Origin of the sequence: Marinobacter sp. NFXS9, from assembly GCF_040148665.1 — a bacterium.
GTDB classification, from domain to species: Bacteria; Pseudomonadota; Gammaproteobacteria; order Pseudomonadales; family Oleiphilaceae; genus Marinobacter_A; species Marinobacter_A mangrovi.
The window spans coordinates 13,382-38,102 of the sequence record NZ_JAGDDW010000011.1 but is presented as its reverse complement, the minus strand read 5'-3'; the positions used below and the strand labels follow the sequence as shown (position 1 = coordinate 38,102).

Below are 24,721 nucleotides of genomic sequence, written 5' to 3'. Positions count from 1 at the left end.
GCTCAGGACGGGCGAATCATTTCCCCATAGCCTGCCTTGTAGTCGGGATAGCGGAAGGTAAAGCCGCTGTCCCGCAGGCGGCGGTTGCTCAAACGCTTGCTGCCGCCCCGACGACTTTCCTGCGTTTCCCCTTCCGGCGCCGGGCATTTCGCCTGCGTGCGAATCCAGTCCGCAATCTCGTCAATCCGTACCGGCTCGGAATCCGTTCCCAGATAGCAGTTTTCCAGCGTGTCGCCCGCCAGCGACCGGCGAATCAGGTGGGCGGCCGCCGCCGAGGCGTCCTCTTCGTGAATACGGTTGGTGTAGGGCCCCGGTGACGTCGGGTTAAGGCGCCCTGTGAGTACCGACTGCAGGAAGCGCTGCCGGGTTGGTCCATAAATGCCGCTGTAGCGAATTACGGTCGCCGGCCAGGGGGCGTCCAATGCCATCCGCTCGCCTTCCAGAACGCGCCGGCCGTTGAAACGCTCCGGTTCGGTGGGGCTGGTTTCGTCCACCCAGCTGTCGTCATTCTGGTGATACACGCCGGAGCTGGAAACGAACAGCAGGCGATTGAGGGACTGTCCGTCTGCTTTCAGCGCCTCGATGAGATTCTGCAGGCCCAGTACGAAAGCGGCTTCATAACCGGCATCGTCGTAGCTGTTGGGCGTCAGGCAATAGACGACGGCGTCCAGCTCGGGCGGCAGCTGGCCTCGCAGGGTCGCCGGATCCTGCAGGTCCGCTTTGACCGGAAGGATGTCCCGGGTTAGCGTTTCGGTATGGCGCTTGAGGCCGAACACCACGGCGTCGCTGGCCAGGTTAATGGCGATGCGGCTCCCCAGAGCGCCACAGCCGGCCACAAGAATGCGTGGTTCACTGATTGCCATAGTCAATCTCAATCCTTATGCTGTAAGCCATTAAAGTGTTTCCTGATTCGCCCGATCGAGAGCGTCCAGATTGCCCGGAGTAATTCCATGACCCTGACCGAATTGCGCTACATTGTCACCCTGGCCCGCGAGAAGCACTTTGGCCGGGCCGCGGAACGCTGCCATGTCAGCCAGCCTACCCTGAGTGTGGCGGTGAAGAAACTCGAGGATGAGCTGGGTATTCCGCTGTTCGAGCGCAGCAAGAGCAGCATTCGGGTGACGGAGACGGGCTCTCAGATCATCGAGCAGGCCCAGCGCGTCCTGGACCAGGTCGGGGTGATCCGGGATATCGCCCAGAACGGCAAGAACCAGCTGAACTCTCCGCTCAAGGTCGGCGCCATCTACACCATCGGTCCCTACCTGTTCCCGCATCTGTTGCCGGAGTTACGGCGTGCCGCGCCGGACATGCCCCTGTTTATCGAGGAAGGCTACACCTCGGACCTGCGCAAGAAACTGCGACAGTCGGAGCTGGACGCCATCATCATTGCGCTGCCATTCGAAGAACCGGAAGTGGTGACGCTACCGCTCTACGATGAACCTTTCGTGGTTCTGCTGCCGGCGGATCACCCGTTGACCCGGGAAGAGTCCCTGACCGCCGAGCAACTGGCCAAGGAACAACTGTTGTTGCTCGGTCCGGGCCACTGTTTCCGGGACCAGGTCCTGGAATCCTGCCCGCCGCTGGAAGATGCCATGGCGGCCCGCGCCTCCGGTGCGGCGGCGCGCCCGTCCCTGGTGACCGAGGGCAGCTCGCTGGAGACCATTCGTCATATGGTGGCCTCGGGGCTCGGGATCACGGTTCTGCCCATGTCGGCGGCAACCGCCATGGAATACCGGGAGGATATCCTGACCGTGCGGCCGTTCAAGCCGCCCGTCCCCTTCCGCACCGTGGCGTTGGCCTGGCGGGTCACCTTCCCTCGGCCCAAGGCGATCGATGTGCTGTCATTGGCGGCGAGCCAGTGCCGGGTGATGGAAAAAACGGATCGGGCCCTGTCGGTCACCGCAGCCTCTGCCTGATCCCATGACGTCACTGGAAGAGATTGGCGTCACGACCCTCAAGGGTGTCGGCGCCGCGCTGGCAGGGACGCTGGCGAAACTGGGCATCCACAACCTGCAGGATCTTCTGTTCCACCTGCCGCACCGGTATGAGGACCGCACCCGCGTAATTCCCATTGGCAGTCTCCACGTCGGGGATGTCGGGGTGGTGGAAGGCGAGGTGGTCAAGACCGATCTGGTCATGGGCCGACGACGCAGCCTGCAGGTGACGATGCGCGACGATTCCGGTTTCCTGGTCCTGCGCTTTTTCCATTTCAACGCCTCCCAGAAGAACCAGCTGAGCGAAGGGGCACGGGTCCGATGCTTTGGTGAAGTGCGTCCCGGCCGTGCCGGATTCGAATTCTACCACCCCGAATACCAGATCAACCCGCCCCCCATGCCGGCCCCGGACCAGGCCACACTGACCCCGGTCTACCCACTGACCGACGGCATCCAGCAACCGCGCCTGCGCAGCCTGTGCCAGCAGGCACTGAAATACCTCGATCGCTATCCGGTCCGGGAGTGGCTCCCGGAATCCCTGCTGGCGGATTTCCAGCTGCCCGAACTCAACCAGGCGTTGCACCTGGTACACGCGCCGCCGGCAGGCGCACCGGTACCGGCGCTGGTTGAAGGGCGGCATCCGGCGCAGCAGCGTCTGGTGATGGAAGAGTTGCTGGCCCACCAGATGAGCCTGTTGCAGGTGCGCCAACAGATCCAGGCCCGGGAGGCCCTGGCGCTCTTGCCCCAAGGGGATCTCGACGACCGCTTCCGAGACCAGCTGCCATTCAAGCTGACCCCGGCCCAGGAACGGGTGCTGTCGGACATCCGACAGGATCTGAGCCAACCCCTGCCGATGCTGAGGTTGGTGCAGGGCGACGTCGGATCCGGCAAGACGGTGGTGGCGGCTCTGGCCGCGTTGCAGGCGATCGCAGCGGGGGCTCAGGTGGCATTGATGGCGCCGACCGAGATCCTGGCTGAACAGCACTACCTCAATTTCAGCGCCTGGATGGAGCCGCTGGGACTGTCGCCTGTCTGGCTGTCAGGCAAGGTGAAGGGAAAGGCGAGGCAGGCGGCTTTGGACCTCGTGGCAGGCGGCGAGGCACAGATTGTGATCGGCACCCACGCACTGTTCCAGGCCGATGTGGCATTCGAGCGCCTGGCGTTGGTGATCGTGGATGAACAGCACCGCTTCGGGGTCCACCAGCGTCTGGCCCTGCGAGAGAAAGGCGCCGAGGGCCGGCTGGCCCCACACCAGCTCATCATGACGGCGACGCCGATTCCGCGTACGCTGGCCATGAGCGCCTACGCCGATCTGGACACATCGTTGATTGATGAACTGCCGCCGGGTCGCAAACCCATCGAGACCATCGCCATCGCCGATGCTCGCCGTGACGAGGTCATCGGTCGTGTGGAAGAGGCCTGCTGGGCCGGGCGCCAGGCGTATTGGGTGTGCACCCTGATCGAGGAATCCGAGGCGTTGCAGTGCCAGGCGGCGGAGGTGACGGCGGAAGATCTGAAGTCCCGGTTGCCGGGCCTGAAAGTCGGGTTGGTCCATGGCCGGCTCAAGGCGGCCGAGAAAGCGGAGATCATGCAGCAGTTCAAGGAGGGTGTCCTGGATTTGCTGGTGGCCACGACGGTCATCGAGGTGGGGGTGGACGTGCCCAATGCCTCGCTGATTATCATCGAGAATCCGGAGCGGCTGGGTCTGGCTCAACTGCACCAGTTGCGGGGGCGAGTGGGGCGGGGTCATGAGGCCAGTTTCTGCGTGCTGATGTATCATCCCCCGCTGTCCCGCAACGGCAAGGCCCGCCTCCAGGTGCTGCGGGACAGCCAGGACGGCTTTGTGATCGCCGAAAAGGATTTGGAAATTCGTGGGCCAGGCGAAGTATTGGGTACCCGTCAGACTGGTATGATGCAGTTCCGTCTGGCGGATTTTGAACGCGACAAGGGCTGGATACCGATTATCCGGGAAGCGGCGCCGGCGCTGATGAATGAGTCTCAGCGTGTGGATGCGCTGATCCGGCGCTGGCTGGGGGAACGTATTCGTTACGGGGACGTCTAGAGGGGCAGTGTTCCTGCAACGCAGGCTCGCCTCGAACCGTTCAGTGGCTGAGACCCTATGTCGTCAAAGACCAGAAATAAGCATTATCAGGGGGTAAGCATGGAACTGCCCATCGCAGTTCGGGATGCCCTGCAGGCTGCATCGCGCAATCAGGGTACGCCACTTTTCGAGATCGTAGAGACGCCGGACGCCGCCAATACGCTGCGGATGGTGCCGCTGGAGGATTACGAAGGCAAGTTGCAGGTGATCTGCCGGCAAGGGGATATGCTGGATATCAATCGCCTCAACAAACGGCTGGGTCGGGACCTACGGGTGATCAGCCGGCGGGAGCTGCGGCGTATCCGGGAACGGTTGGATGTGCAGTTGATTCCCGCACTGCCATCCCTGACCGGCTGGCCCACTGTGGTGGACGAGGCGGTCGAGCAGCTGGAATCTGTCGCGCTGGCGTATGCCCCGGGCGGCCCCCAGGTGGAGATGCCAATCGACGCTTTCCGTCGACTGACGTCCGAGGCCCGGCGGTTATCGGTCACCGCGCCGGTGGCCTCGATTCAGGTTAACCTGTCCGAGCCCCAGCGGGATCGCGAACAGCTGCATTCCGCGCTGGAGCGCTTCACCAACCTGCGCATTCGTCAGCGTCTCGAAGACACCCTGGAACTGCCCCCGTTGCCGGAAACGGCGCAGCGGATCATTCACCTGCGGGTCAATCCCAACGCGGTGATGAACGATCTGGTGGATATTGTCGAGAGTGACCCCAGTCTGGCGGCCCAGGTGGTCAGTTGGGCGTCCTCCTCCTTCTACGCCGCGGCCGGCCAGGTTCGCTCGGTGCACGATGCGGTGTCGCGGGTGCTCGGTTTCGAGCTGGTGATGAATCTGGCCATGGGCCTGTCGCTGGGCCGCGCGCTGAAAGCGCCCGAGGACGAGCCCGACGGCTACATTGGCTACTGGCAGCAGGCCATCTGGCAGGCCCAGGCGGCCGGTGTCCTGTCGGCGATGATGCGCCGCGGCGAACGGCCGTCCTTCGGGCTGGCTTACCTCGGAGGGCTGCTCCACAATTTCGGCTACCTGTTACTCAACCAGGTCTTCCCGCCGCATTTCCGGGTGGTCTGCCGCACGCTGGAGGCCAATGCCTGCCTGGATTCCAGCGTGATCGAACAGCATATCCTGGGCATCACCCGTGAGCAGATTGGCGCTCAGTTGATGGAGAACTGGGGCATGCCGGATGAGGTGGTTGTGGCCCTGCGCAACCAGAAGAATCCGGACTTCGATGGTGAGCTGGCGGTGTACGCGCAGCTGTTGTACCTGGGGCGCACGCTGCTGATCGAGCGCGGCATCGACCTGGGCGCGCCGGCACCGCTGGATCCGGCTCTGTTCGAGCGCCTGGGGCTGGATCCGGACAAGGTGGCCGGGCAATTCGATGAACTGGTCGAAAACCGGGACAGCATCATGGCGATGGCCGGGATGATGCAGCAGTCCTGATCCTCTTACCAAGACTGCGGTTCCGGCCGCAGTCTTTCCCCGATTTCTCCTACCAATTCCTTTCCTGTGGTCTACATTGAAAATAAAGGGAACCGGTTAGCAGTCGGGATGCAATGGAGTGTGAGACGCTTGGCCTGCGCGGGGGTGTCCAATGGATCGGCTCATCTTCAACTCCGGCGGTATTTACCACCTGTACCAGCTTGAATCCCACTTCAGGCATCGTGGCGGACGCCATTACCACCTGGCCGACACCGATGAATGCCTCGAACTGCTCAGGGTGACGGCCCATTCTCCAGACCGTGTTATCCAACGCCATTTTCGGGCGTTTCTGGAACAGCTGGACCCCACACTGATCGATGCCCTGCGCCAGGAAGGTGTCGATTGGGAACAGGAGGCAAAAGACGCCGGAGAAACCGGATTCAACAGCCTGTCCTGATGGGATTCAGGCCATTCGAATACATCAGCCGTCGCCCAGGCGCCGGCCGGGAGTACTCAGGTAGATCTGCATGAGCGGGTGATTGCCGGCCTCAGGGCCGGCTTTTTTATGTGGGGTAGTTTGCGGGCCTGAGTCTGGTGAACATGGCGGGGACTTATCGGGCACCTGCGGCGCCTCAGAAACTAAAGAGGGTATGGCAAAAGCGTGGTGAGCGATAGCGAATATCGTAGGTTGGGCTGACGTAGGAAGCCCAACAAACTGAGTTTGCGGTCAGTCTCGTCCAACCTAGTGGTCGCCAAGGCGATTTTCGAGAACCCATGCTCCAAGCATGTCCGTGATAACGGGAACGTCCGGTGCCCACTTATTGTTGGGCTTCCTGCGTCAGCCCAACCTATATCCCTGGAGCTTTTAAACACCCTATACAGTACTCAAGTGAGTCTTTAATGTAGCAGACGCTTCAGCTTCGGAGCAGCCCAATAAGCTGTCTGTACCTCCCACGACTCACGGGACCGAATACCTTAAAACTGATGATAACGAATCGCCGTCGCCGCCCGACGGATCGCGTCCGCGTGGGTCTTTTCCAGCTCAAACCGCTGCTCGTCCAGTTTACGGATGAAGTGTGACGCCGTGTCCTGCCGAGCCTGATGCGTCGGCATATGCTCCAGCGCATCGTGCATCTCCTGGAAAATGCGGTAAGGCGATTGCTCCAGCAGTTCCGGCGCCAGGTGATCCAGCAGCCCCTTGAGGCGCAGGCAGGCTTCGGAATATTCCACCTGGTCCTGTTCGACGGACATCGCGAGAACCCGGACGCTTTCAATCATCTGGTCACGGCGCTGCTGCCGGAAGGCTTCGTTACGCGCTGTCTGCTGGTTCTGCTGCCGCAACAGCCGGGTCCGTTGCCAGATAAAGCGGGCCAGTAAGGCAATCACGGCCAGCCCGGCAATAATCAGGACCCATTGTATCCATTGCGGCATGCAGCGCCTCCTTCAGTGCTGGTTCAGGCCCGCTGGCGGTCTTCCGCCGGCTGACGGGCGCGGATCTGGACGGTCTGTCCATTCAATACGGACGTGCCGCTGACTGGATCGACCTGATCGTCGCAGATCACGTCATTGATGCTGGCCCCGGCGTGGGCATTGGCCACCCGCTGGGCGGTGCCCGAGCGATCATGACCCCAGCCATGGGGGATCGACACGACGCCGGGCATGATATCTTCCGTGATCTCGGCGGGGATCACAATCGAACCGACCGCCGAAGTCACTTCGGCTTCCGCGCCGTCGGTCACGCCCAGGCGCTGTGCGTCGGACGGGTGAATCATCAGAGTACAGCGGGATTTGCCTTTCACCAGTCGCTGGCTGTTGTGCATCCAGGAATTGTTGCTGCGTACGTGGCGGCGCCCGATCAATTGCATCTCGTTCCCGGGCGTAGCCATCAAAACCTCGTACAGCCGGGGCAGATCGTCCAGGTAACGCCGCGGGGCCAGGTTGACCAGGCCGTCCCGGGTGTAGAGCCGGTCGGGCAGGGAAGGGCGCAAGGGGCCGAGATCCACGCCGTGTGGCTGCTCACGCAATGTGGCCAGCGACAGGCCTTTGGGCAGATCCTGCCAGCGACGGTCCAGAGGGCTCAATCGGGTGAGATGGCGCAGGGGATGGCGCTTGGGAAGGACCGCTTCGATCAGGTCCGTGGCCGGCTGGAGTAGAGGCTGCAGACGGCCCACCGGTTGCCCATAGGGGCCCGTGCGCAGGGCCACATCCAGCAGTGTATCCGGGCCCAGTCGCTTGAAGGCCTGCCAGCCCAGCTCCTGACGAAGCCCCAGTCGGCCACCTTTTTTCAGCCGCTCCAGGCGGTGGGCGAGTTCCAACAGGATCTGCCAGTCGTGGCGGGCGTTGGCCGAGGGCTCGAACAGCGGCTCGCTGAACTTCGCCACATTGCGCACCGCCATCATATTGAAGATCAGGTCGTAGTGGCTGCGCTCCAGGGCGTGGGTGGGCGGCAGGATAATGTCGGCGTGGCGGGTGGTTTCATTCAGGTAGTAATCCACCGAGACCATGAAGTCGAGCTGATCCAGGGCCTGCTCCATGCGGGTGCCATTGGGGCTGGACAGGACGGGGTTGCCGGCGATGGTGACGAACGCCCGGATCTGGCCGTCGCCTGGAGTAAGGATTTCGTCGGCCATGGCACTGGCGGGGTATTCGCCGCCGAACTCGGGGAGTCCCTTGACCCGGCTGTGCCGGCGACCAATATGCCCGCGCTGGCCGGATAGGGCGCCCAGCGCCACCAGATCGACCGCGGGCTGTGTAAACATCAGGCCCCCGGTGGCATCCAGCTTGCCGGTCAGGGTATTCAGCAGGTAGATCAGCCAGGTGGCAACGCCGCCAAACGATTGAGTGCTGGTGCCAATCCGCCCATACAGGACCGCCCGCTGCGTGGTGGCCAGCCGGCGGGCCAGGATGCGAATCTGGGTGGCTTCAATGCCGGTATGACCGGCCACCGCTTCGGGTGCATAGGGCAGGCAGGCGAGTCGCACCAGATCCAGGTCGCGGCTCCAGTGCTCGGCGGCACCGAGGTTGACCAGGTCTTCATCGAACAGCGTGTGCAGCATGCCCATCAGTAACAGAGCATCGCTGCCGGGCCGGACGAAGTGGAACTCATCGGCTTCGCGGGCGGTCTCGGTGCGCCGCGGATCAATCACCACCAGTTGGCCACCTCGCGCCTTGAGGGCTTTCAGGCGGCCCCGGAAGTCCGGCACGCTCATCAGGCTGCCGTTGGACGCCATGGGGTTGGCGCCGATGCAGATCATCAGTTCGCTGTGGTCGATGTCCGGAATCGGGAACAGGACCTGGTGGCCAAACATTTCCAGGTTGGCCAGCATGTGGGGCAGCTGGTCGTTGGAGGTGGCGGAAAACCGGTTCTGGGTGCCCAGGGCCCGCAGGAAGGGCAGCCCGGCAATCATGGCACCGTGGTTGTGGACGTTGGGGTTGCCCTGATAGGTGCCCACGGCATTGCGGCCGTACTCGCGACGGATCTGGTAAAGACGTTCGGCGACGAAATCGAAGGCCGCGTCCCACTCCATTTCCTCCCAACCATCGGCGGTGCGGCGCAACGGCCTGGTCAGTCGATCCGGATCGTTGTGAAGATCCTGCAGCGCGACCGCCTTGGGGCAGATGTGGCCATGGCTGAACGGATCGTCCGCATCGCCCTTGACCGAGGCGATCTGCCCGTCCTTCACTTCGATGGCGACGCCGCACATGGCTTCGCAGAGGTGGCACGTGCGGTAGTGGATGCCGTTATCCATGCTGATCTCTCCCGATTTTTTATTGTCGCTGTGGTTGTCATTCTGGTTTTTTTAGGCAACCAGATTAGCAGGAATGTGGGTGGAGTTGAAAAGGCCTGCCATTGGTCATCCTTTGGGCGGTTTTGAACCTTTAGAGATGGGCGGTAAACGGTAGGTTGCTGTGGACATATTTGAATTCATACCTTGGGGCTGAAACCCATGGACACCATCGCTTCCGCCGCCCTAGAGGGCCATCCCTGGCCCGCTATTGCGGTCAAGGACGTCCGTGTCCTTTTCTCCAGCGATGGTGTCCATGGGTTTCGATCAGACCTCGTGTCATATCCGCGGGCGTGATGGATAGGTCTGCTGCTCACTCGAGCATGTAGCAGATGCTTTAGCTTCTGAGGCGCCGAAGGTGCCCCGCGAACTTCCCGTGACCATAAAAAAGGCCAGCCCGAAGGCTGGCCTTTTGGTTCGAGGCTGGTATCAGCCGTCTTCTGGAATCTCCTTGATGGGATTGGAGATGAAGTTCAGGTAAACGCCATTTTCGGGAATCACTAGTGGAATGGAAACAGCGCCAGCACTCTCGCTATCGCCCGAGTCGATAATCTGCTGACACGCGCCGAAATTACCGGTGAACAGTCCGCCAAGACAGCTGATAAAATCCACGCCGGCGTTGACGATGGCGCTCTCGCTGGAGACGACGACGTTGATTTCCGGCACGTTGTGGCTGATCTGCTCAATCTGCATGCGACCATCATCAAAGAAGGTGATGGGGCCACTCAATTCCAGCGTGAAAGGATAGCTGTACAGGTTGTGATGCAGAACCCCTTCCAACGGGACCGTCAAGTTCGGTGCGTCAAGGGTGAGCTCGGCTTCAGTCTTGAAGATCGGCTGACCATCGTCACCTTCGATAATGATGCCGGGAATCAGGCTGTTGCGAGCGCAATCGCTGGTACAGTTTGGGTCGTCCTTTGCGTAACGCATGCGCAGGATCTGTGGCCCTGTCCGCTGTTCGCCCAGCGGATCCAGATAGACGCTGGCGTTTGTCGTTGCAAGCATCGTTGGATACAGCAGAACCCGAACGCCCGTTTTCCCAGTTTCTTCATCGACTGCGGGACCGACCACTTCGGTATTCAGGCCGTAGGTCTGATAGATGAACTTGTTACGCGGGCAGTCCGCCCCGCCTGTCTCGCAGCCAACCCGGGCATTGCCCGCAATTCGAGCGCCCAGTACGGTTGCCGTTTGGTCGGTCACGAGCAGTTTCGCGGCGTTGGCCGACGGCAGGAAACCGCCAGAACCGTCAGGCTCATGGTCAAAGGGTTCCAGGCAGTCCTCACCTCCCAAACCTCCATCACAGTCGACGATGTAATTTGAGTTTACGTCGCGGATCGGCAGGTTTCGGAGTGGTGTAAACACGGACTGGCGTTTGTCTCCACCTTCGAAGTAGATGGTGAGAGGTTGGCCGCCGACATCTTCCGGATCTTCCAGAAGATCGGTCTGCAGTGCCAGGTTGTTCTCGCCACAGACGATTGTGTCACTCGTGCCGTCGGTACACGTACCATCCTGTTCCGATTCCAGTGTGTAGCGATAATAAGCGCCTTTTTCCCACGGTTTATCGGGATAGAAGCGGATGCGCTGATTGCTCTTCTCCAGTCTGCCTGTTACTTCCTCGATCAAGCTGGTGTCCTCGTTGACCTTCTCGACCTTAAACGTTTCACCAAGACGAATGGAGTCCAGATTCATGGACTGGGAGAAAACAACCACGATCGGGCGGTCAGCCGGCATTGTCGACAGCGGAAGAACGTCGCCCTGTTCGCCATCAGGCGCGTCGTCCCAGCACTGTCCATGAGTACCGGCGGCCAGATCAACACCGGTTGTCTCACACGGATAGCCCGGGTAGGTGGTCAGTGCAATAGGGGAACGCTGGGTGACCGATGGTGTCTCTGTGTCCAGGGCGGGCAACGCAAAACTCAACGTCCGAGTCGTCGCACCATTCCCCGACACATCCGTCAGCGAGCTGTTGATGTTAACCGTGTAATCCACGCCATGCTCGAGACCACCCACCGGATTCACGGCAATCGTGGTGCCATCCAGCTTGGTTCGCACATCGCTCACTTCCGATCCGTCGGCAAACAGCGTCACACCGTCTGCGACGGTATCCGGATCTAGCGGTTCATCGAAGTTCAGGACCACCGGATCCCCCGGGCGTTGCATGGCCTGACGGGTGTCGGGAATGGCGTCGTCCGGTCCCGGCATCCAGCTCACCAGTTCCGGGCCGGTTTCGTCGATCGGGCGGTCCGGTGCGGTCATCTGCTCGGAAGTATCCGCCTCGATGTGGAAGGCGATGGTGGAGTCAGTGTATTCCTGGCCCAGCAGGTTGGGCTCGACCATGCCGATGGCGTCGATGGTCAGGATGCCGTTCTTGACGATGGCGATGCCGGTCAGCTCGACCCGCAACAGGTCCTGGGACAGCGACGCGTTGGGCTGGGCCTCCTCGGTGTTCATGGATACGTCCATCCACAGACGGACGTGGCGCGGCGCCTCGTCGTCATCGCTGTAGGGGTTGGGATAAAGGTAGCCCATGGCATCCGACAGCATGGTGACCTTGATGGTGCCGGTCTCCTGCGGCTGGCCGGTTTCGGCGTTGAGGATGGGGACGCTGCCGTTGATTTTTACGTCCAGGCTGGTGCTTTGCAGGATGGTGCCCTTGGGCACGCGCAGGGGTACCGGCGTGTCGCCCGGGAAGCTGGGCGCGTAGCCCAGTTCGGCGTAAAGGGCGCCGGTCTGTTGAGACGGGCCGGCGGTGCCCTGGAGTACGGAGTTCAGCGTCACCGCGTTGACGTACTGGCCGTCGAGGATCGACTGTTCGCTGAAGTTGGAGTCGACGATCTTCTGGTACAGGATTTCGGTCGGGCCGGTTTCCTGAGGCGTGAAGGTTTTCTCGTAGGTCAGCGAGTTGCCCTTCATGTCCATCAGACCGTTGATGCTGAGCGTGTAGGTCTCATCAGGATCCAGCTGATCGTCGGCGCTGCCGCACTGGTGCGGATCGTCTACCGTGCACGGATCGACGGTCAGCTTGTTGTCCGAAACCAGCAGCGTCGCCGGGACCAGCTCACCACTGCCGTCGAGTAGGGAGACTGTAGTGCCGTAGATCGCTGAATCCGGATGGATCGGGTGGCTGGTCCGCAACCGGATGGTGGAGAAATCCATGAACTTGAAGGTGTCGCCGTCCGGCAGGGTGTCGACGACCTGGAAGTCCGCCGACAGGTTGGCCAATTGGGCCACGTCGGTGAGACCGCCCCGAGTCGTGAATTGGACGCCGTCTGCGCCCACGGCGTTGGGCGTGCCGATGGTGCGATTGCCGGCGGCGTCCAGGTTTTCCGCGAAGCTGACGGTGTATTCAGTGCCTGGTGCCAGCTCGCTGTCCGGCGAGAGGACGAGACTGTTGCCGCCGTCCACCTTTTCGACGCTGAAGGGCACGCTGGCATCGCCGCCGGCCGCTGTGATCCGGATCTTGCTGGCGGCGTCTTCATCGGTGATGGCGTTGGAAAACCGCAGGACCACATCCGCTTTGGTAGAGATGCTGGTCTGGCCGTCCGCCGGGTAGGCGTAGACGACCGAGCCCGGCATCTGGGGTTCGTTCACGGTCTGTTCTTCACCCCCGCAGGCTGCCAGCACCAATGCGGGGGCCAGAGCCAATATCTTGTTGTATTTCATGGCCTGTACCTCTTGCTCAGAATTTCAGCGTGACGGAGCCACTGAACACATCGACTTCACCGTCGGTGGTGACGACTTCGCCGTCACGGGTGCCGGGCTTGGTGCTGTCGATCGTGAAATCGCGGTCCTGCAGCATCTGGCGTTGATAGGCAATATCGAAACGCACCGGGTAGGTCAGCACGCGCGTGCGGGTGTACTCCGCGCTCAGGCCGATGCCGGCGATGTACTTGTCGTTATCGAAGTAGTTCACGTCCTGGGTGCTGTTGCTCTTGAGTGCGGACTCCTGGTACGCGAAGCCAAGGGTCAGGCCGAAGTGCTCGGCAAACTTGAACTCGGCGCCGATCCGCGGGATCAGGATGTCCTTGAAGCGGGCATTGGCCTGGTCCTTGATCGTGTCGTTGTCAAATTCATCTTCCAGGTCCGACCAGTTTTGCTGCTCGAGCGTCAGGCCCAGGCGCCAGGAATCGGTGCCGTACTGGATGCCGGCCGCGTAGATGGACGGCTGATAGGAGTCATAGGTCAGCACCGAGAAGACCAGCGGCGCGCTCTCCGGAATCAGGCCCGGAATAACGGTGTTGGCGCTGACTTCGGTGTTGGTGTTGGAACTGCTGCGATAGGCGAAGGCGGTTTCCCAGCCGTCCAGCCAGCACTCGCTGTCCGGGCAGAAGGTCTCCCCGAGATCAATGCTGGTACTGAGGATGGAGCGGATGGATGGCTTCGCGTTCACCGTCAGGGATTCGTACTGCGTGTTCCCGGCCAGGTCGGTGGTGGTCTTCAGGCTCGCGCTGGAGTGAAGCGTGATACGCGCCGAAGCGCCCACATCGATGCCACGCCAGAGCGTGGTTGCGCCCCCCAGCAGCAGGAACAGGGGCTGGCGGCCGTATTCAAGGAACTGGCCAGTCTCCGAGGTGTTGGACTCGAAGGCGAGCATTTCCTTGCCATATTTCTCAACGCCGGCCATGAAGCCAAGGTAGATCGGGTGGTCGAAACGGGTCAGCGAGGTCAGGTTGGTTTTCATGCCGATCAGGACGTGCTGACTTTCCTGATCGGAGACCACGTCACCATCTCGGTACGGTGACTTGGCACGCAGCTCCGGTTGAGCGTGCATCAGACCGGACGTCAGTTCGCCTCGGGGATCCTTGGCCAGGTACGCCGGGTTGTAGTAGGTCGCCGAGACCTGGCTGTTGAACATGGACAAGGCCTGGGCAGACGCGACATCCGTTGGCAGGATGCCGTAGGTGGTACCGATATTCCCCATACTGGCGGATGCGGTGGAGGCCATACCGGCCAGGGCAAGGGTGACAGCCGAGATCAGGAGTCGGGACGGCTGGGGCGCCTGATTTGTCATGTGGATACTCCATTATTTGTTTTCTTGTTCTGCCCGGGTTACGGGGTGCGTTCCTTCAGCGATGCATCCTGTCGGGCATTCTTAATGGGACATTTGTGCACTTATTGTTTTGTTGTGATCTTAGGCCGTAATGGGCCACGGGTGTTTGGCCTGACTGACAGTTGCTTCAGTCCGTCTAGTCATATGAGGCCGCGGCTGTGTCAAACGCCGTTAAGGTCGTTTCAGTGTAGGCCGACATAAGTCGGGTTTAGGTCATAAAAAACAGATATTTAACGGGTTTTTACATGAATTTTCGATCTGTCGCTTCGAGGGGCGTATTGAATTGTTGCGGCGTGTTCATTTTGGTTCCGGTGTGAACTGGGTCACAAAAATGGCGGGTGTGGGAGGGGGCAAACTGATCGACCGACGAGCAGGAGAGTTGACGTGATCCTGCGCCATGAGTGCATAATAGACCGGTCGTCTATAGTGGTGGGCAATGACACTTTTCCTCGCACGCTGCCCATCGGAATGTCCTTGGCGTGCACTCACGCCCCGAATGAGGGAGCCCGATCATGATCGACCTTTATTATTGGACCACCCCGAACGGCCACAAGATCAGTATCTTTCTGGAAGAAACCGGTCTGGAATACCGGACCATCCCGATCCACATCGGCCGGGGTGACCAGTTTGGTGAGGCCTTCCTGAAAATCTCTCCCAACAACAAGATCCCGGCGATCGTGGACCACAACCCGGTGGATGGCGGTGCGCCACTCTCCCTGTTTGAATCCGGCGCGATCCTGGAATACCTGGCCGAAAAAACGGGGGAGTTCCTGTCGAAGGATCTGCGCCAGCGCTGGGACACCCTGCAATGGCTGTACTGGCAGATGGGCGGTTTCGGGCCCATGTTGGGGCAGAACCATCATTTCAAACAGTACGCGCCGGAGAAAATCGACTACGCCATCGACCGTTATGTCAAAGAGAGCGAGCGGCTTTATGGTGTGCTGGACGATCTGCTGGCGGATCGCGACTACATGGCGGGCGAGTATTCCATTGCCGATATGGCGACCTACCCCTGGGCCAAGGGTTGGGAAAAACAGGGGCAGGACATCGAAACCCTGCCCAATGTGAAGCGCTGGCTGGATGCCATCGGCGAACGCCCGGCCGTGCAGCGCGCCTATGCCCTGGCCGATGAGATCAGCCAGGAGGCGGTGGTCAACGAGGACAGCAAATCCGTTCTGTTCGGTCAGGGGCGGCGCCCGAAGGATTGAGCCGTCTATTCGATGGATTCGTAGGGCAGGCCCACATAGTTCTCTGCGATCACGCGCAGGCCGGCTTTGGACTGGATGTGGTAGTCCAGTTCGGCCTGCCGCAGCCGATACTCGAACTCGTCCTGCCCCTCGAAGCGGTGCAGCATCGACGTCATCCACCAGGAAAAGCGCTCTGATTTCCAGACCCGGTTCAGGCAGGCCCGAGAATAGTTGGGAATCAGGTCGGTGCGACCGTCCTGATAAACCCTTGTCAGCAATCGATACAGGCTGTTGACGTCGCTGGCCGCCAGATTCAGTCCCTTGGCGCCGGTCGGAGGAACGATGTGCGCCGCATCGCCCACCAGGAACAGCCGACCGAACTGCATGGGTTCGGCGACGAAACTGCGCAGGGGCGCGATGCTTTTCTCCAGCGACGGGCCGGTGACCAGGTTGGCGGCGGCGTCGTCCGGAATACGGCGTTTCAGTTCGTCCCAGAAACGCTCGTCCGACCAGTCCTCCACCTTTTCGGTCAAGGGCACCTGCACGTAGTATCGGCTGCGGGTGGCTGAGCGCTGGCTGCACAGGGCAAAGCCCCGCTCGTGATGGGCGTAGATCAGTTCCTCGGAAACGGGTGGCGTATCGGACAGCAGACCCAGCCAGCCGAAGGGATACACTTTTTCAAAGGTGCGAATGCGATCCTCCGGGATGCTCTGGCGTGAGACGCCATGATAGCCATCGCAGCCCGCCACGTAGTCGCAATCCAGGCGGACCGTCTCACCGTGTTTCTCGAACGTGACGAAGGGGGCGGCCGACTCCAGATCGTGAAGCTGCACGTTGTCGGCTTCATAGATCGTCTGCCCGCCGGACGCTTCGCGGGCTTCCATCAGATCCCGGGTGACTTCGGTCTGGCCGTAGACCATCACCGACTTGCCGCCAGTCAAGCCTTTCAGGTCCACACGGACCCGGCGATTATTGACGGCTAATTCGAATCCGTCGTGGGGCAGGCCTTCCGCGTCCATCCGCTCGCTCACTCCGGCCTCGCGCAGCAGATCCACCATGCCCTGTTCCAGCACGCCGGCACGAATGCGGCTGAGCACATAGTCGCCACTGCGGCGTTCCAGGATTACGTTGTCGATGCCCTGTCGTTGTAGAAGCTGTCCCAGGAGAAGGCCGGACGGTCCGGCGCCAATGATGGCGATTGTTGTTTTCATGGGTGTACCTCGGTCGTTCTTGCTCTCGTTGTTATTTGTAGTTTTCCGGGAAATGAACGGCGATATAAGGCAAAATCTGAACAAAGAATTGGACTTTTTAGAGATCGGCTGATCGAGGAAGGCGGGAGGCAGCATGATGGGAAAAACGGTCAGAACGGCACCCGAGATGGACCGGGTTCCCGTCTTCAAACTCTATGGTGAGACCCGGCAGTGGCCGACGCCGGATCTGCTGCACTGCGAGTCCATTGCCGCCCGCAGCCGGCTCCACGACTGGCATATCCGCACCCATCGGCATGCGGATCTGGTGCATGTGCTGTACATCCAGACCGGGCAGGTCGCTTTGGAGCTGGAAGGGCTGGAACATGATCTGAAGGGTCCGCTGCTCATCGTGATCCCGGCCATGACCATTCATGGTTTTCGGTTCAGTGAAGATATCGACGGCCACATCATCACGCTCGCCCGACCATTGGCGGAGCATCTGGCCAACTGGCCGGGCGCCGCAGCGCCGGTGCTGACCCGCCCCGGCTTCTATCCGTTGCAAGCGGGAAAGGCGGCCCGGCGCATCCAGCACCTTGTGGACGAGATCGCCGAGGAATATCGCGACCCGGGCATTGGTCGGGACATGGCGCTGCATGGACTGATCCAGGCGCTGGTCAGCCAGCTGATGCGTCGGCGCGAACGGGATGTGTCTCGTAAGGGAACGTCATCGCACCGGGGTGAGCCCCGGTCGGAGCGGTCCGGCGAGCATGTGCGTCAGTTCCAGACGTTGATCGAAAGCCATTTCCTCGGCCAGCCGACCATCGAATGGTTTGCCGATTCCCTGGGCATCACGGCGGCCCATCTCAATGCCCTGTGTCGGCGTGAGACCGGCGCCAGCGCCTTGCAGTTGTTGCACGAGCGGGTGCTTCTGGAGGCCAAGCGCAACCTGACCTACACCAATCTCACTATCAGCCAGGTCTCCGACATGCTGGGGTTTTCCGAGCCGGCCTACTTCACCCGTTTCTTCAAGCGACTGACCGGGTTTACGCCCAAGGCCTTCCGGATTCGGCACAGTGGTTCGATGACCATCCCGGAATCCGGGGGCGACCTGCCCGGTACCCGCTAGATCAGCGCATTACCCCGAAGGGACACTAGAACGTCAGTTCCAGTCCCGCGTAAACCGTGCGTCCCGAGGCCGGCTCGTAATAGCGGCCGTTGCTGGCATTGATGCGCACGTTGGCGAAGTATTCCTCGTCGGTCAGGTTGCGGATGCCGGCATAGGCTTTCAAAAGGGTGTCGCGGCTGACGTACCAGCCGTCGCCGCCCCGCAGGCTCAAGAGCCAGTAGTCATCCACGTCGACGGTATTGGCGTCATCGGCTTTCATATCGCCCACGTAGCGAGCTTCAATCGCGGCGAAACGCTCACCAGAGCCTTGCCATTTCAGCTGGTTGTTCCAGGTCTGTTCCGGCAGGCCGGGAATGCGGTTGCCGTCGTAGTTGTTACCGGACGATTCATAGTCATCAAAGCGATAGCGGGCCAGCGTCAGCGCGGATTCCAGGCGCCAGGCCGGAGCGAAGCGCCAGCCGACGGCCATCTCGATGCCCTTGCGGGTGGTGTCGCCGGCGTTGCGGTAGAAGGTGCGGTCGCTGTCGCCGGCCAGTTCGTAGGGAATAAGCTCGTCACGCACGTCGACCCAGAATAGGGTCAGGTCGTAGTCGACGTCGTAGCCGAAATCCCCGCGCAGACCCAGTTCGTGGTTGACGGATTTCTGGGGCTCGACATCGGGATTGAAGCCGCCGACACCACTGGGATTGGCGAACTCCGAGAACGTGGGCGTCTCGAACGCAGTGCTGATGTTGGCGTAAGCCTGGTGATCGGGCCGGTAACGCCAGCTGAGGCCGGCCGACCCGCTCCACTGGTTGAAGGTTTTGTCGCCGCTCTGGTCGCCATCGTCGAGATAATCGTCGTCCACTTCCAGGTCGACGCGATCGAAGCGGCCACCGAGAGAGGCGGTTACGGTATCGGTCAGGTCCAGGTCGCCCTGGGCAAACAGGCCGAGTGCGGTCGCTGTTTGCGTTTCATCGGCACTGACGCCTTCGATCTCCCCTGAGAAGGCGACATTGCGACGGCCGCGGTCGTCTTCCTGGCGCCGGGCTTCAATCCCGGTGACGTAGCGGAAGGGCAGGCTTCCGAATGACAGAGACTGGTGGTACTCAGTGCTGGCGCCATAGTAGTCGCGGTCGTAGTTGATCAGGCTGTCGCCGGGATAGGGCAGTTGCTGGTCGAAATTCCGGTGCAGATAAAAGGTTTTGGCGTAGAACTCGCCCGGTCCGGCGGAAAGATCCTCGTACTGCAGGCCGACCACCTGCTGGTCGACGGTCTGGCCGGTGTCGTACTCCTCGGTGAAACGGCCGGCCTGTTGACGGTCTTCTTCCACCTGTTCGGCGGTCAGGGCGCCCGGGTCGTCTGATCGGGGATTGTCGAGCAGGTTCAGGACCAGGGTCAGCGCCCGGTCACTGCTCAGGTTTCGGCGCAGCTTGCCGTTGAGCAGGTACTTCTCCACGTGACTATGGTCCCGGTAACCGTCGAAATTCAAAGCTGAAAAACTGATGTTGTGGGACCAGGGACCATCGTGCCCGCTGTGTCCGGCTGCGAACTTGCCGTAACCGTCACTGCCGCCTTCCAGGCGCAGAGTCGTGTGATCCTCTTCGTAGCGACCGTCTGGCGTGGTGACGCTGAGCACGCCACCGGCGGCATTGCCATACAAGACGGATGCCGGACCACGAATCACCTCGATGCGTTCGGCGCTGTCCAGGTCGATGGCGTCCAGCTGGGCCTGGCCATCGGGCAGGGTGTAGGGAATGCCGTCCACCAAAACAGTGACGCCGCGCACGCCGAATGGGGCGCGAGCTCCGAACCCGCGAATAGAGAGTCGTTCGCCCTGGGCGAAGTTTTCCCGGTTCTGCAGAAACACGCCGGGCACCTGTCCCAGTGACTCGTCCAGCTTCAGGCGCTGCTGGCCGTCCTGGATCTCCGACTGGTCTACGACCGACATGGCGGCCGGTGTGTCATACAGCGAGCGTTCCAGGCGACCGGAGGTGACGGTGATGGTGTTGAGTTCCGGCGTGGCCTGGCCGAGCGCCAGGGTGGGCACGGCGCACAGGGTCAGGAAAAGCGGCGTTTGAATTCGGATATCAGGCATGGCAATCGCTTCGGCTGGGTGAATGTCCATTTCGGTAGGAGGCTAATTTTCTGCCTCCAGCCGAAACCGGTCAATTCGGGGAATAGCCTATTTTCAGCGTTTTCCCGGGCCGCTTCAGTTGCAGCTGTATCGAAAGCTGTTATCCAGGTCCAGTGGCAGCACCAGCGTGCTGAACTGGCGGTTGACGCTATCGGTGCACAGGGCCGCCCGAGCAGTGGCATCGTTGACGTACTGATCCTGGTACTCGGCATTGAGCACGGCCTTGTTGGCATCGATAAACGGCTGCAACCGATCGCACTCGCTGTACTCAAAGCACTCTTCGTTCACCGCGAAATCAAAATAATTTACCAGTGAGTCAATCTGGTTCAGATCGTTCTTTAGACCCACGGCCAGCGTTCTTTGGTGGGCCTCGTTGGCGATCCAGCGGTTGTAGGCGAGCTGGTCCGCGGCGGTGAAATCGAAGCCGGGATCGTTGGTGTAGCCGTCCATGTTATCCGGTTCGACACCATCGCAGCCCTTATCGACCGCCAGATCCAGTCGCGCCGCCATAATATCGCGCACGTTCTCGTTGCGGATATCCAGCCAGCGTTCTCCATCCCAACCATCCAGGTTGTTGCCCAGGTCGGCGGCCTCGAAGTCTCCGGCATCGTCGCGCCAGTTTTCATAGGACCCGGCTGAAAAATAGCAGATGACCTTCTTGCCAGTGGCCTGGATGGACTGGATGAGCGACACGTCCGAATCGAAGAGATCGATGTCGTAGATTTCCACGTCGTAGCCGGTGTCCACCGTGCCCTGGAGTTGCCACTGCCAGGTCACCAGTGGAACGGGTTGGTACCAATCGCCGCCGGTGATGGGATCGGAGTCCGAACTGGCCGAGGTGTTATCTGACGTGTCGCCTGAGGATGAACCACCGCAGCCGACGAGGAGGAAAGACAGAAAAAACAGCATTCCCAATGTTTTCATGGAACCATCCCTGTTCGAAGAATGGGGTCATTATAGGGGGCGGTGTGGCGAGTGGATTGCCCAATCCCGTTTGGTTACCAAATAAAACAGAAGTGGGTAAGGGCAGTGTTGCCGGGAAAACGTTGAGGGAGAGAGGCCCCGGGCCGCCGAAAGGCGGAGCCCGGGGTTGGGCGATGGATCAGTAGTGAATCACCGTCCGGATGCTCTTGCCTTCGTGCATCAGCTCGAACGCTTCGTTGATGTCTTCGAGCTTCATGTTGTGGGTGATGAAGGTGTCCAGCGGGATCTCGCCTTTTTCGGCTTTTTCCACGTAACCCGGCAGTTCGGTGCGGCCCTTAACGCCGCCGAAGGCGGAGCCTTTCCAGACGCGGCCGGTGACCAGCTGGAACGGGCGGGTGCTGATTTCCTCACCGGCGCCGGCGACGCCGATGATGATGGATTCGCCCCAGCCCTTGTGGCAGCACTCCAGCGCCGCGCGCATCAGCTTCACGTTACCGACGCACTCGAACGAGTAGTCGACGCCGCCGTCGGTCATCTCGACGATAACTTCCTGGATCGGCTTGTCGTAGTCGTTCGGGTTGACGAAGTCGGTGGCGCCCAGCTCTTCGGCGATCTTGAACTTGGCCGGGTTGATGTCGATGGCGATGATGCGGCCGGCCTTGGCCATCTTGGCGCCAATGATCGCCGCCAGGCCGATGCCACCCAGACCAAAGATGGCGACGGTGGCGCCTTCCTCAACCTTGGCCGTGTTCAGCACGGCACCGATACCGGTGGTGACGCCGCAGCCCAGCAGGCACACTTTGTCCAGGGGGGCTTCCTTGGGGATCTTGGCCAGGGAGACCTCCGGCAATACGGTGTATTCCGAGAAGGTGGACGTGCCCATGTAGTGGTACAGCGGCTCGCCCTTGTAGCTGAAGCGGCTGGTGCCGTCCGGCATCACGCCCTTGCCCTGGGTGGCCCGGACCGAGCCGCACAGGTTGGTTTTGCCGGATTTGCAGAACTTACACTCGCCGCACTCCGCGGTGTAGAGAGGAATCACGTGATCGCCCACTTCGACGGAGGTCACGCCCTCGCCGACGGCTTCGACAATGCCGCCGCCTTCATGACCGAGAATGGTCGGGAACAGGCCTTCCGGGTCGGCGCCGGACAGGGTGTAGGCGTCGGTGTGGCACACGCCGGTGGCGACGATGCGCACCAGCACCTCACCCGCCTTGGGTGGTTCCACATCCACTTCAACGATTTCCAGGGGCTGGTTGGGGCCAAAGGCAACGGCCGCGCGGGATTTCATCTGTCGGTTCTCCTCAATTTCGATGTGCCATGCAATTCGATTAGGATAATGCACACTTCCGCCGTCTGCCCGTCGAATTGCCCCGGATCAGGGACACATCGCCTGTAAATTTGGACACGGCGCGCCATCCGTCCTTCAGTGAAGAGGTTTTGCATGTCCGAACGCCAGAGACACCGCGTTGATCTGGTTATCTATCCGGGGTTCAAATCACTGGAGGCCATCGGCCCGCTGACGGTGTTCACCTATGCTAACAAGCACCTGGAAAGCCAGGGAATGCCCGCGTTTTATGACATCCGCGTAGCCGCCGCGATCGCCGGTCCGGTGACCTCTGATACGGTGATGACGCTGGAAGCCGCCCAGCGACTCGATCCGGACGATCTGCCCGATACCGCCCTGGTGGCCGGCGCCCACGATATCGAAGGCTCCATGGTCAACGCCCAGGGCGTGATCGACTGGGTGAAAACCAGTGCGCCGCGGATCAAACGGTTCGCGGCGCTGTGTACGGGCACCTTCTTCCTGGCGGAAGCCGGACTGTTGGATGGTCGGCGGGCGACGACCCACTGGCGCATGTCGAAGCGGCTGGAGCAGCGCTTTCCGGCGATCGAGGTGGACGTGGACGCGATCTTCATCCAGCAGGACAACCTCTGGACGTCGGCCGGCGTGAGTGCCGCCATCGACCTGTCGCTGGCCTTCGTGGAGCGGGACTGCGGCCACAAGCTGGCGCTGGAAGTGGCGCGGGATCTGGTGATTTTCCTCAAGCGCCCGGGCGGGCAATCCCAGTTCAGTGCGGACCTGGCCAGCCAGATGTCCCAGTCCTCCGCCGTGCGGCGCATCCAGGCCTGGATCCTGGATCACCTGGAAACGCCGTTCACCTCCAATGAGCTGGCGGATGAAGCCGCCATGAGCCTGCGCCACCTGACGCGCCTGTTCCAGAAGGAAACGGGGATGAGTCCCATGGAGTTCGTCGAGCGCTCGCGTCTGGACAAGGCGCGCCGTCTGCTGCAGGACACGGAACTGCCCCTGAAAAGCATTGCCTTTCGCTGCGGTTTCTCGTCGGACGAGCAGCTGCGCCGCACCTTCCGCAAATACCTTTCGATCCTGCCTACCGATTATCGGGCGCGCTTCTCCAGCCCCAACTGATGCCCACAAAAAAGCCCCGCCGTGCGGGGCTTTGAAGGCTTGGAGGGCAAGGCCTACAGGAACGTCAGCCCAAGGCTGATCAATACACCGGTAATGATCAGCAGCAACAGGCAGTAACCCATGATGTCCTTGGCTTTCAGACCGGCGATGGCCAGCACCGGCAGCGCCCAGAACGGTTGCAGCAGGTTGGTCCAGGCGTCGCCCCAGGCCACGGCCATGGCGACACGTGGAATATCGGCACCCAGTTGCTGGGCGGCCGGAATCATCACCGGAGCCTGTACCGCCCACTGACCGCCGCCGGACGGCACGAAGATGTTCACCACGCCGGCGCTGATGAAGCTCCAGAACGGCAGAGTGTCGGCGCTGGCGATCGAGGCGAATCCACTGGAAATAGTGCCCGCCAGTCCTGACTGGGTCATGATCGCCATGATGCCCGCGTAGAACGGAAACTGGATGACGATGCCGGCCGCGCCACTGATCGCTTCATTCAGGCTGGTGAGCAGGCGGCGTGGGGTCTGGTGCAGGATGATGGCGAGGAACAGGAACATGAAGTTCACGATGTTCAGGTTCAGCCCGCCGTCTTTGACGAAATACTGGAAGGTAAATGCCAGGCCGGCGAAACCGACCAGCCACGCCAGCAGGCGGCTGTTTTCCAGGTGTTCCGCCGGGCGGGTGATGGAGACCGCCTCATCGCTGCCGTCCTCCAGTATTTTCGGATCAACAAAGATGCTCTCGTTCTGCGGCGGCAGCATCAGGCGGTTCACGATCGGGACGAGGACAAACAACGCCACCACGATCGCCAGGTTAAAGAACGAGAAAATGGTCTCGCTGGTGCCAATCACGCCGATCATGTCCTCGGCGAAATGGCCCTCGGTGGCGATGGTCAGCGGAATGGAGCCAGCCAGACCGCCGTGCCAGACGATAAAGCCCGAGTAGGCGCTGGCGATCAGCAGCGGGTAGTGGACCTGGATACGACGGGCCAGTGCCTTCGCAAACAGTGCGCCGACCACCAGGCCGAAGCCCCAGTTGATCCAGCTGGCGGTGAGGGCCACGAACGTGACCAGGAGGATGGCCTGCCCGGGGGACCGGGCCAGACTGGCGATCCGGTCCAGGATGCCTTTGACCAGCGGCGTGTTGGCCAGCATGTAGCCGCTGATCAGCACCAGCAGCATCTGCATGGAGAACGTAAGCAGGTTCCAGAAGCCGTCACCCCACATGGTGACGACGGCTTGCGGTGACTGGCCTTCCACGCCCATGGCGGCGACGAAGACCACCAGGGTCAGCAGCAGAACGAAAATGTAAGGATCGGGCAGGTAGCGTTCGACCAGCCGGACGAAGGGTTTCGATGCGCGATTGAGCATGGAATGGATACTCCGTTTATTGTGTTTGTGACGTTTTCGGACTCGCAAAGACAGGGGTGACGAAACCAAGAAAGCCCCGCAGGCGGGGCTTGGGTGGTTCGGT

General features: G+C 61.2%; 17 protein-coding genes. 7 read left to right on the top strand and 10 right to left on the bottom strand.

Annotated elements, in window-relative coordinates; all coding sequences use genetic code 11:
• Positions 1-2: 2 nt before the first annotated feature.
• Positions 3-863, bottom strand: coding sequence for an NAD-dependent epimerase/dehydratase family protein (locus tag J3364_RS16135; RefSeq protein WP_349559287.1), 861 nt, complete (start codon positions 861-863; stop codon positions 3-5).
• Positions 864-950: 87 nt separating this feature from the next.
• Here J3364_RS16135 and J3364_RS16130 point away from each other — a divergent pair, with 87 nt between their 5' ends.
• From J3364_RS16130 to J3364_RS16115, 4 genes are all read left to right on the top strand, one after another.
• Positions 951-1,916 carry a hydrogen peroxide-inducible genes activator gene (locus J3364_RS16130; RefSeq protein ID WP_349559286.1) on the top strand — a complete coding sequence of 322 codons (966 nt, stop codon included), beginning with the start codon at positions 951-953 and terminating at the stop codon, positions 1,914-1,916.
• A 4-nt stretch (positions 1,917-1,920) separates the two neighbouring features.
• Complete coding sequence (recG, locus tag J3364_RS16125) at positions 1,921-3,996, top strand: ATP-dependent DNA helicase RecG (RefSeq protein WP_349559285.1); 2,076 nt, start codon at positions 1,921-1,923, stop codon at positions 3,994-3,996.
• Between the two features lie 99 nt (positions 3,997-4,095).
• Positions 4,096-5,472, top strand: a complete 1,377-nt coding sequence (locus tag J3364_RS16120) for an aminoacyl-tRNA deacylase and HDOD domain-containing protein (protein ID WP_123636715.1) — start codon at positions 4,096-4,098, stop codon at positions 5,470-5,472.
• Positions 5,473-5,623: 151 nt separating this feature from the next.
• The gene (locus J3364_RS16115; protein ID WP_349559284.1) at positions 5,624-5,908 is read left to right on the top strand and encodes a hypothetical protein; all 285 of its coding nucleotides are present in this window, start codon (positions 5,624-5,626) and stop codon (positions 5,906-5,908) included.
• A 518-nt stretch (positions 5,909-6,426) separates the two neighbouring features.
• Here the strand turns inward: J3364_RS16115 and J3364_RS16110 are convergent.
• The 4 genes from J3364_RS16110 to J3364_RS16095 form a co-directional block, all read right to left on the bottom strand.
• Entirely contained in the window at positions 6,427-6,882 is a 456-nt protein-coding gene (locus J3364_RS16110) for a DUF2489 domain-containing protein (RefSeq protein WP_123636225.1), read from the bottom strand.
• A 23-nt stretch (positions 6,883-6,905) separates the two neighbouring features.
• Positions 6,906-9,200, bottom strand: a complete 2,295-nt coding sequence (locus tag J3364_RS16105; RefSeq protein WP_349559283.1) for a molybdopterin oxidoreductase family protein — start codon at positions 9,198-9,200, stop codon at positions 6,906-6,908.
• Positions 9,201-9,665: 465 nt separating this feature from the next.
• Complete coding sequence (locus J3364_RS16100; RefSeq protein ID WP_349559282.1) at positions 9,666-12,899, bottom strand: Ig-like domain-containing domain; 3,234 nt, start codon at positions 12,897-12,899, stop codon at positions 9,666-9,668.
• Positions 12,900-12,915: 16 nt separating this feature from the next.
• Entirely contained in the window at positions 12,916-14,247 is a 1,332-nt protein-coding gene (locus J3364_RS16095; RefSeq protein WP_349559281.1) for an aromatic hydrocarbon degradation protein, read from the bottom strand.
• A 551-nt stretch (positions 14,248-14,798) separates the two neighbouring features.
• On the opposite strand from J3364_RS16095, the gene J3364_RS16090 reads away from it, so the two are divergent.
• A complete protein-coding gene (locus J3364_RS16090; RefSeq protein ID WP_349559280.1) occupies positions 14,799-15,494 on the top strand; it encodes a glutathione S-transferase N-terminal domain-containing protein in 696 nt (231 codons plus the stop codon).
• A 5-nt stretch (positions 15,495-15,499) separates the two neighbouring features.
• Here J3364_RS16090 and pobA read toward each other — a convergent pair whose 3' ends face one another.
• On the bottom strand, positions 15,500-16,684 hold the full coding sequence (gene pobA, locus J3364_RS16085) for a 4-hydroxybenzoate 3-monooxygenase (RefSeq protein ID WP_349559279.1): 1,185 nt from the start codon (positions 16,682-16,684) through the stop codon (positions 15,500-15,502).
• A 133-nt stretch (positions 16,685-16,817) separates the two neighbouring features.
• On the opposite strand from pobA, the gene J3364_RS16080 reads away from it, so the two are divergent.
• Complete coding sequence (locus J3364_RS16080; RefSeq protein WP_349559278.1) at positions 16,818-17,789, top strand: helix-turn-helix domain-containing protein; 972 nt, start codon at positions 16,818-16,820, stop codon at positions 17,787-17,789.
• A gap of 25 nt (positions 17,790-17,814) precedes the next feature.
• On the opposite strand, the gene J3364_RS16075 is transcribed toward J3364_RS16080, so the two are convergent.
• The 3 genes from J3364_RS16075 to J3364_RS16065 form a co-directional block, all read right to left on the bottom strand.
• On the bottom strand, positions 17,815-19,866 hold the full coding sequence (locus J3364_RS16075; RefSeq protein WP_349559277.1) for a TonB-dependent receptor family protein: 2,052 nt from the start codon (positions 19,864-19,866) through the stop codon (positions 17,815-17,817).
• A 114-nt stretch (positions 19,867-19,980) separates the two neighbouring features.
• Positions 19,981-20,829 carry an endo alpha-1,4 polygalactosaminidase gene (locus tag J3364_RS16070; protein WP_349559276.1) on the bottom strand — a complete coding sequence of 283 codons (849 nt, stop codon included), beginning with the start codon at positions 20,827-20,829 and terminating at the stop codon, positions 19,981-19,983.
• Between the two features lie 178 nt (positions 20,830-21,007).
• Positions 21,008-22,117 carry an S-(hydroxymethyl)glutathione dehydrogenase/class III alcohol dehydrogenase gene (locus tag J3364_RS16065; protein WP_349559275.1) on the bottom strand — a complete coding sequence of 370 codons (1,110 nt, stop codon included), beginning with the start codon at positions 22,115-22,117 and terminating at the stop codon, positions 21,008-21,010.
• Between the two features lie 153 nt (positions 22,118-22,270).
• Here J3364_RS16065 and J3364_RS16060 point away from each other — a divergent pair, with 153 nt between their 5' ends.
• A complete protein-coding gene (locus tag J3364_RS16060; RefSeq protein WP_349559274.1) occupies positions 22,271-23,257 on the top strand; it encodes a GlxA family transcriptional regulator in 987 nt (328 codons plus the stop codon).
• 53 nt (positions 23,258-23,310) lie between these two features.
• Here J3364_RS16060 and J3364_RS16055 read toward each other — a convergent pair whose 3' ends face one another.
• Positions 23,311-24,618, bottom strand: coding sequence for a short-chain fatty acid transporter (locus tag J3364_RS16055; protein ID WP_349559273.1), 1,308 nt, complete (start codon positions 24,616-24,618; stop codon positions 23,311-23,313).
• Positions 24,619-24,721 lie beyond the last annotated feature (103 nt).

Coding starts and splice junctions, on each gene's coding strand:
- J3364_RS16135 (WP_349559287.1), bottom strand. CDS start 863: ATGGCAATCAGTGAACCACGCATTCTTGTGGCCGGCTGTGGCGCTCTG.
- J3364_RS16130 (WP_349559286.1), top strand. CDS start 951: ATGACCCTGACCGAATTGCGCTACATTGTCACCCTGGCCCGCGAGAAG.
- recG (WP_349559285.1), top strand. CDS start 1,921: ATGACGTCACTGGAAGAGATTGGCGTCACGACCCTCAAGGGTGTCGGC.
- J3364_RS16120 (WP_123636715.1), top strand. CDS start 4,096: ATGGAACTGCCCATCGCAGTTCGGGATGCCCTGCAGGCTGCATCGCGC.
- J3364_RS16115 (WP_349559284.1), top strand. CDS start 5,624: ATGGATCGGCTCATCTTCAACTCCGGCGGTATTTACCACCTGTACCAG.
- J3364_RS16110 (WP_123636225.1), bottom strand. CDS start 6,882: ATGCCGCAATGGATACAATGGGTCCTGATTATTGCCGGGCTGGCCGTG.
- J3364_RS16105 (WP_349559283.1), bottom strand. CDS start 9,200: ATGGATAACGGCATCCACTACCGCACGTGCCACCTCTGCGAAGCCATG.
- J3364_RS16100 (WP_349559282.1), bottom strand. CDS start 12,899: ATGAAATACAACAAGATATTGGCTCTGGCCCCCGCATTGGTGCTGGCA.
- J3364_RS16095 (WP_349559281.1), bottom strand. CDS start 14,247: ATGACAAATCAGGCGCCCCAGCCGTCCCGACTCCTGATCTCGGCTGTC.
- J3364_RS16090 (WP_349559280.1), top strand. CDS start 14,799: ATGATCGACCTTTATTATTGGACCACCCCGAACGGCCACAAGATCAGT.
- pobA (WP_349559279.1), bottom strand. CDS start 16,684: ATGAAAACAACAATCGCCATCATTGGCGCCGGACCGTCCGGCCTTCTC.
- J3364_RS16080 (WP_349559278.1), top strand. CDS start 16,818: ATGATGGGAAAAACGGTCAGAACGGCACCCGAGATGGACCGGGTTCCC.
- J3364_RS16075 (WP_349559277.1), bottom strand. CDS start 19,866: ATGCCTGATATCCGAATTCAAACGCCGCTTTTCCTGACCCTGTGCGCC.
- J3364_RS16070 (WP_349559276.1), bottom strand. CDS start 20,829: ATGAAAACATTGGGAATGCTGTTTTTTCTGTCTTTCCTCCTCGTCGGC.
- J3364_RS16065 (WP_349559275.1), bottom strand. CDS start 22,117: ATGAAATCCCGCGCGGCCGTTGCCTTTGGCCCCAACCAGCCCCTGGAA.
- J3364_RS16060 (WP_349559274.1), top strand. CDS start 22,271: ATGTCCGAACGCCAGAGACACCGCGTTGATCTGGTTATCTATCCGGGG.
- J3364_RS16055 (WP_349559273.1), bottom strand. CDS start 24,618: ATGCTCAATCGCGCATCGAAACCCTTCGTCCGGCTGGTCGAACGCTAC.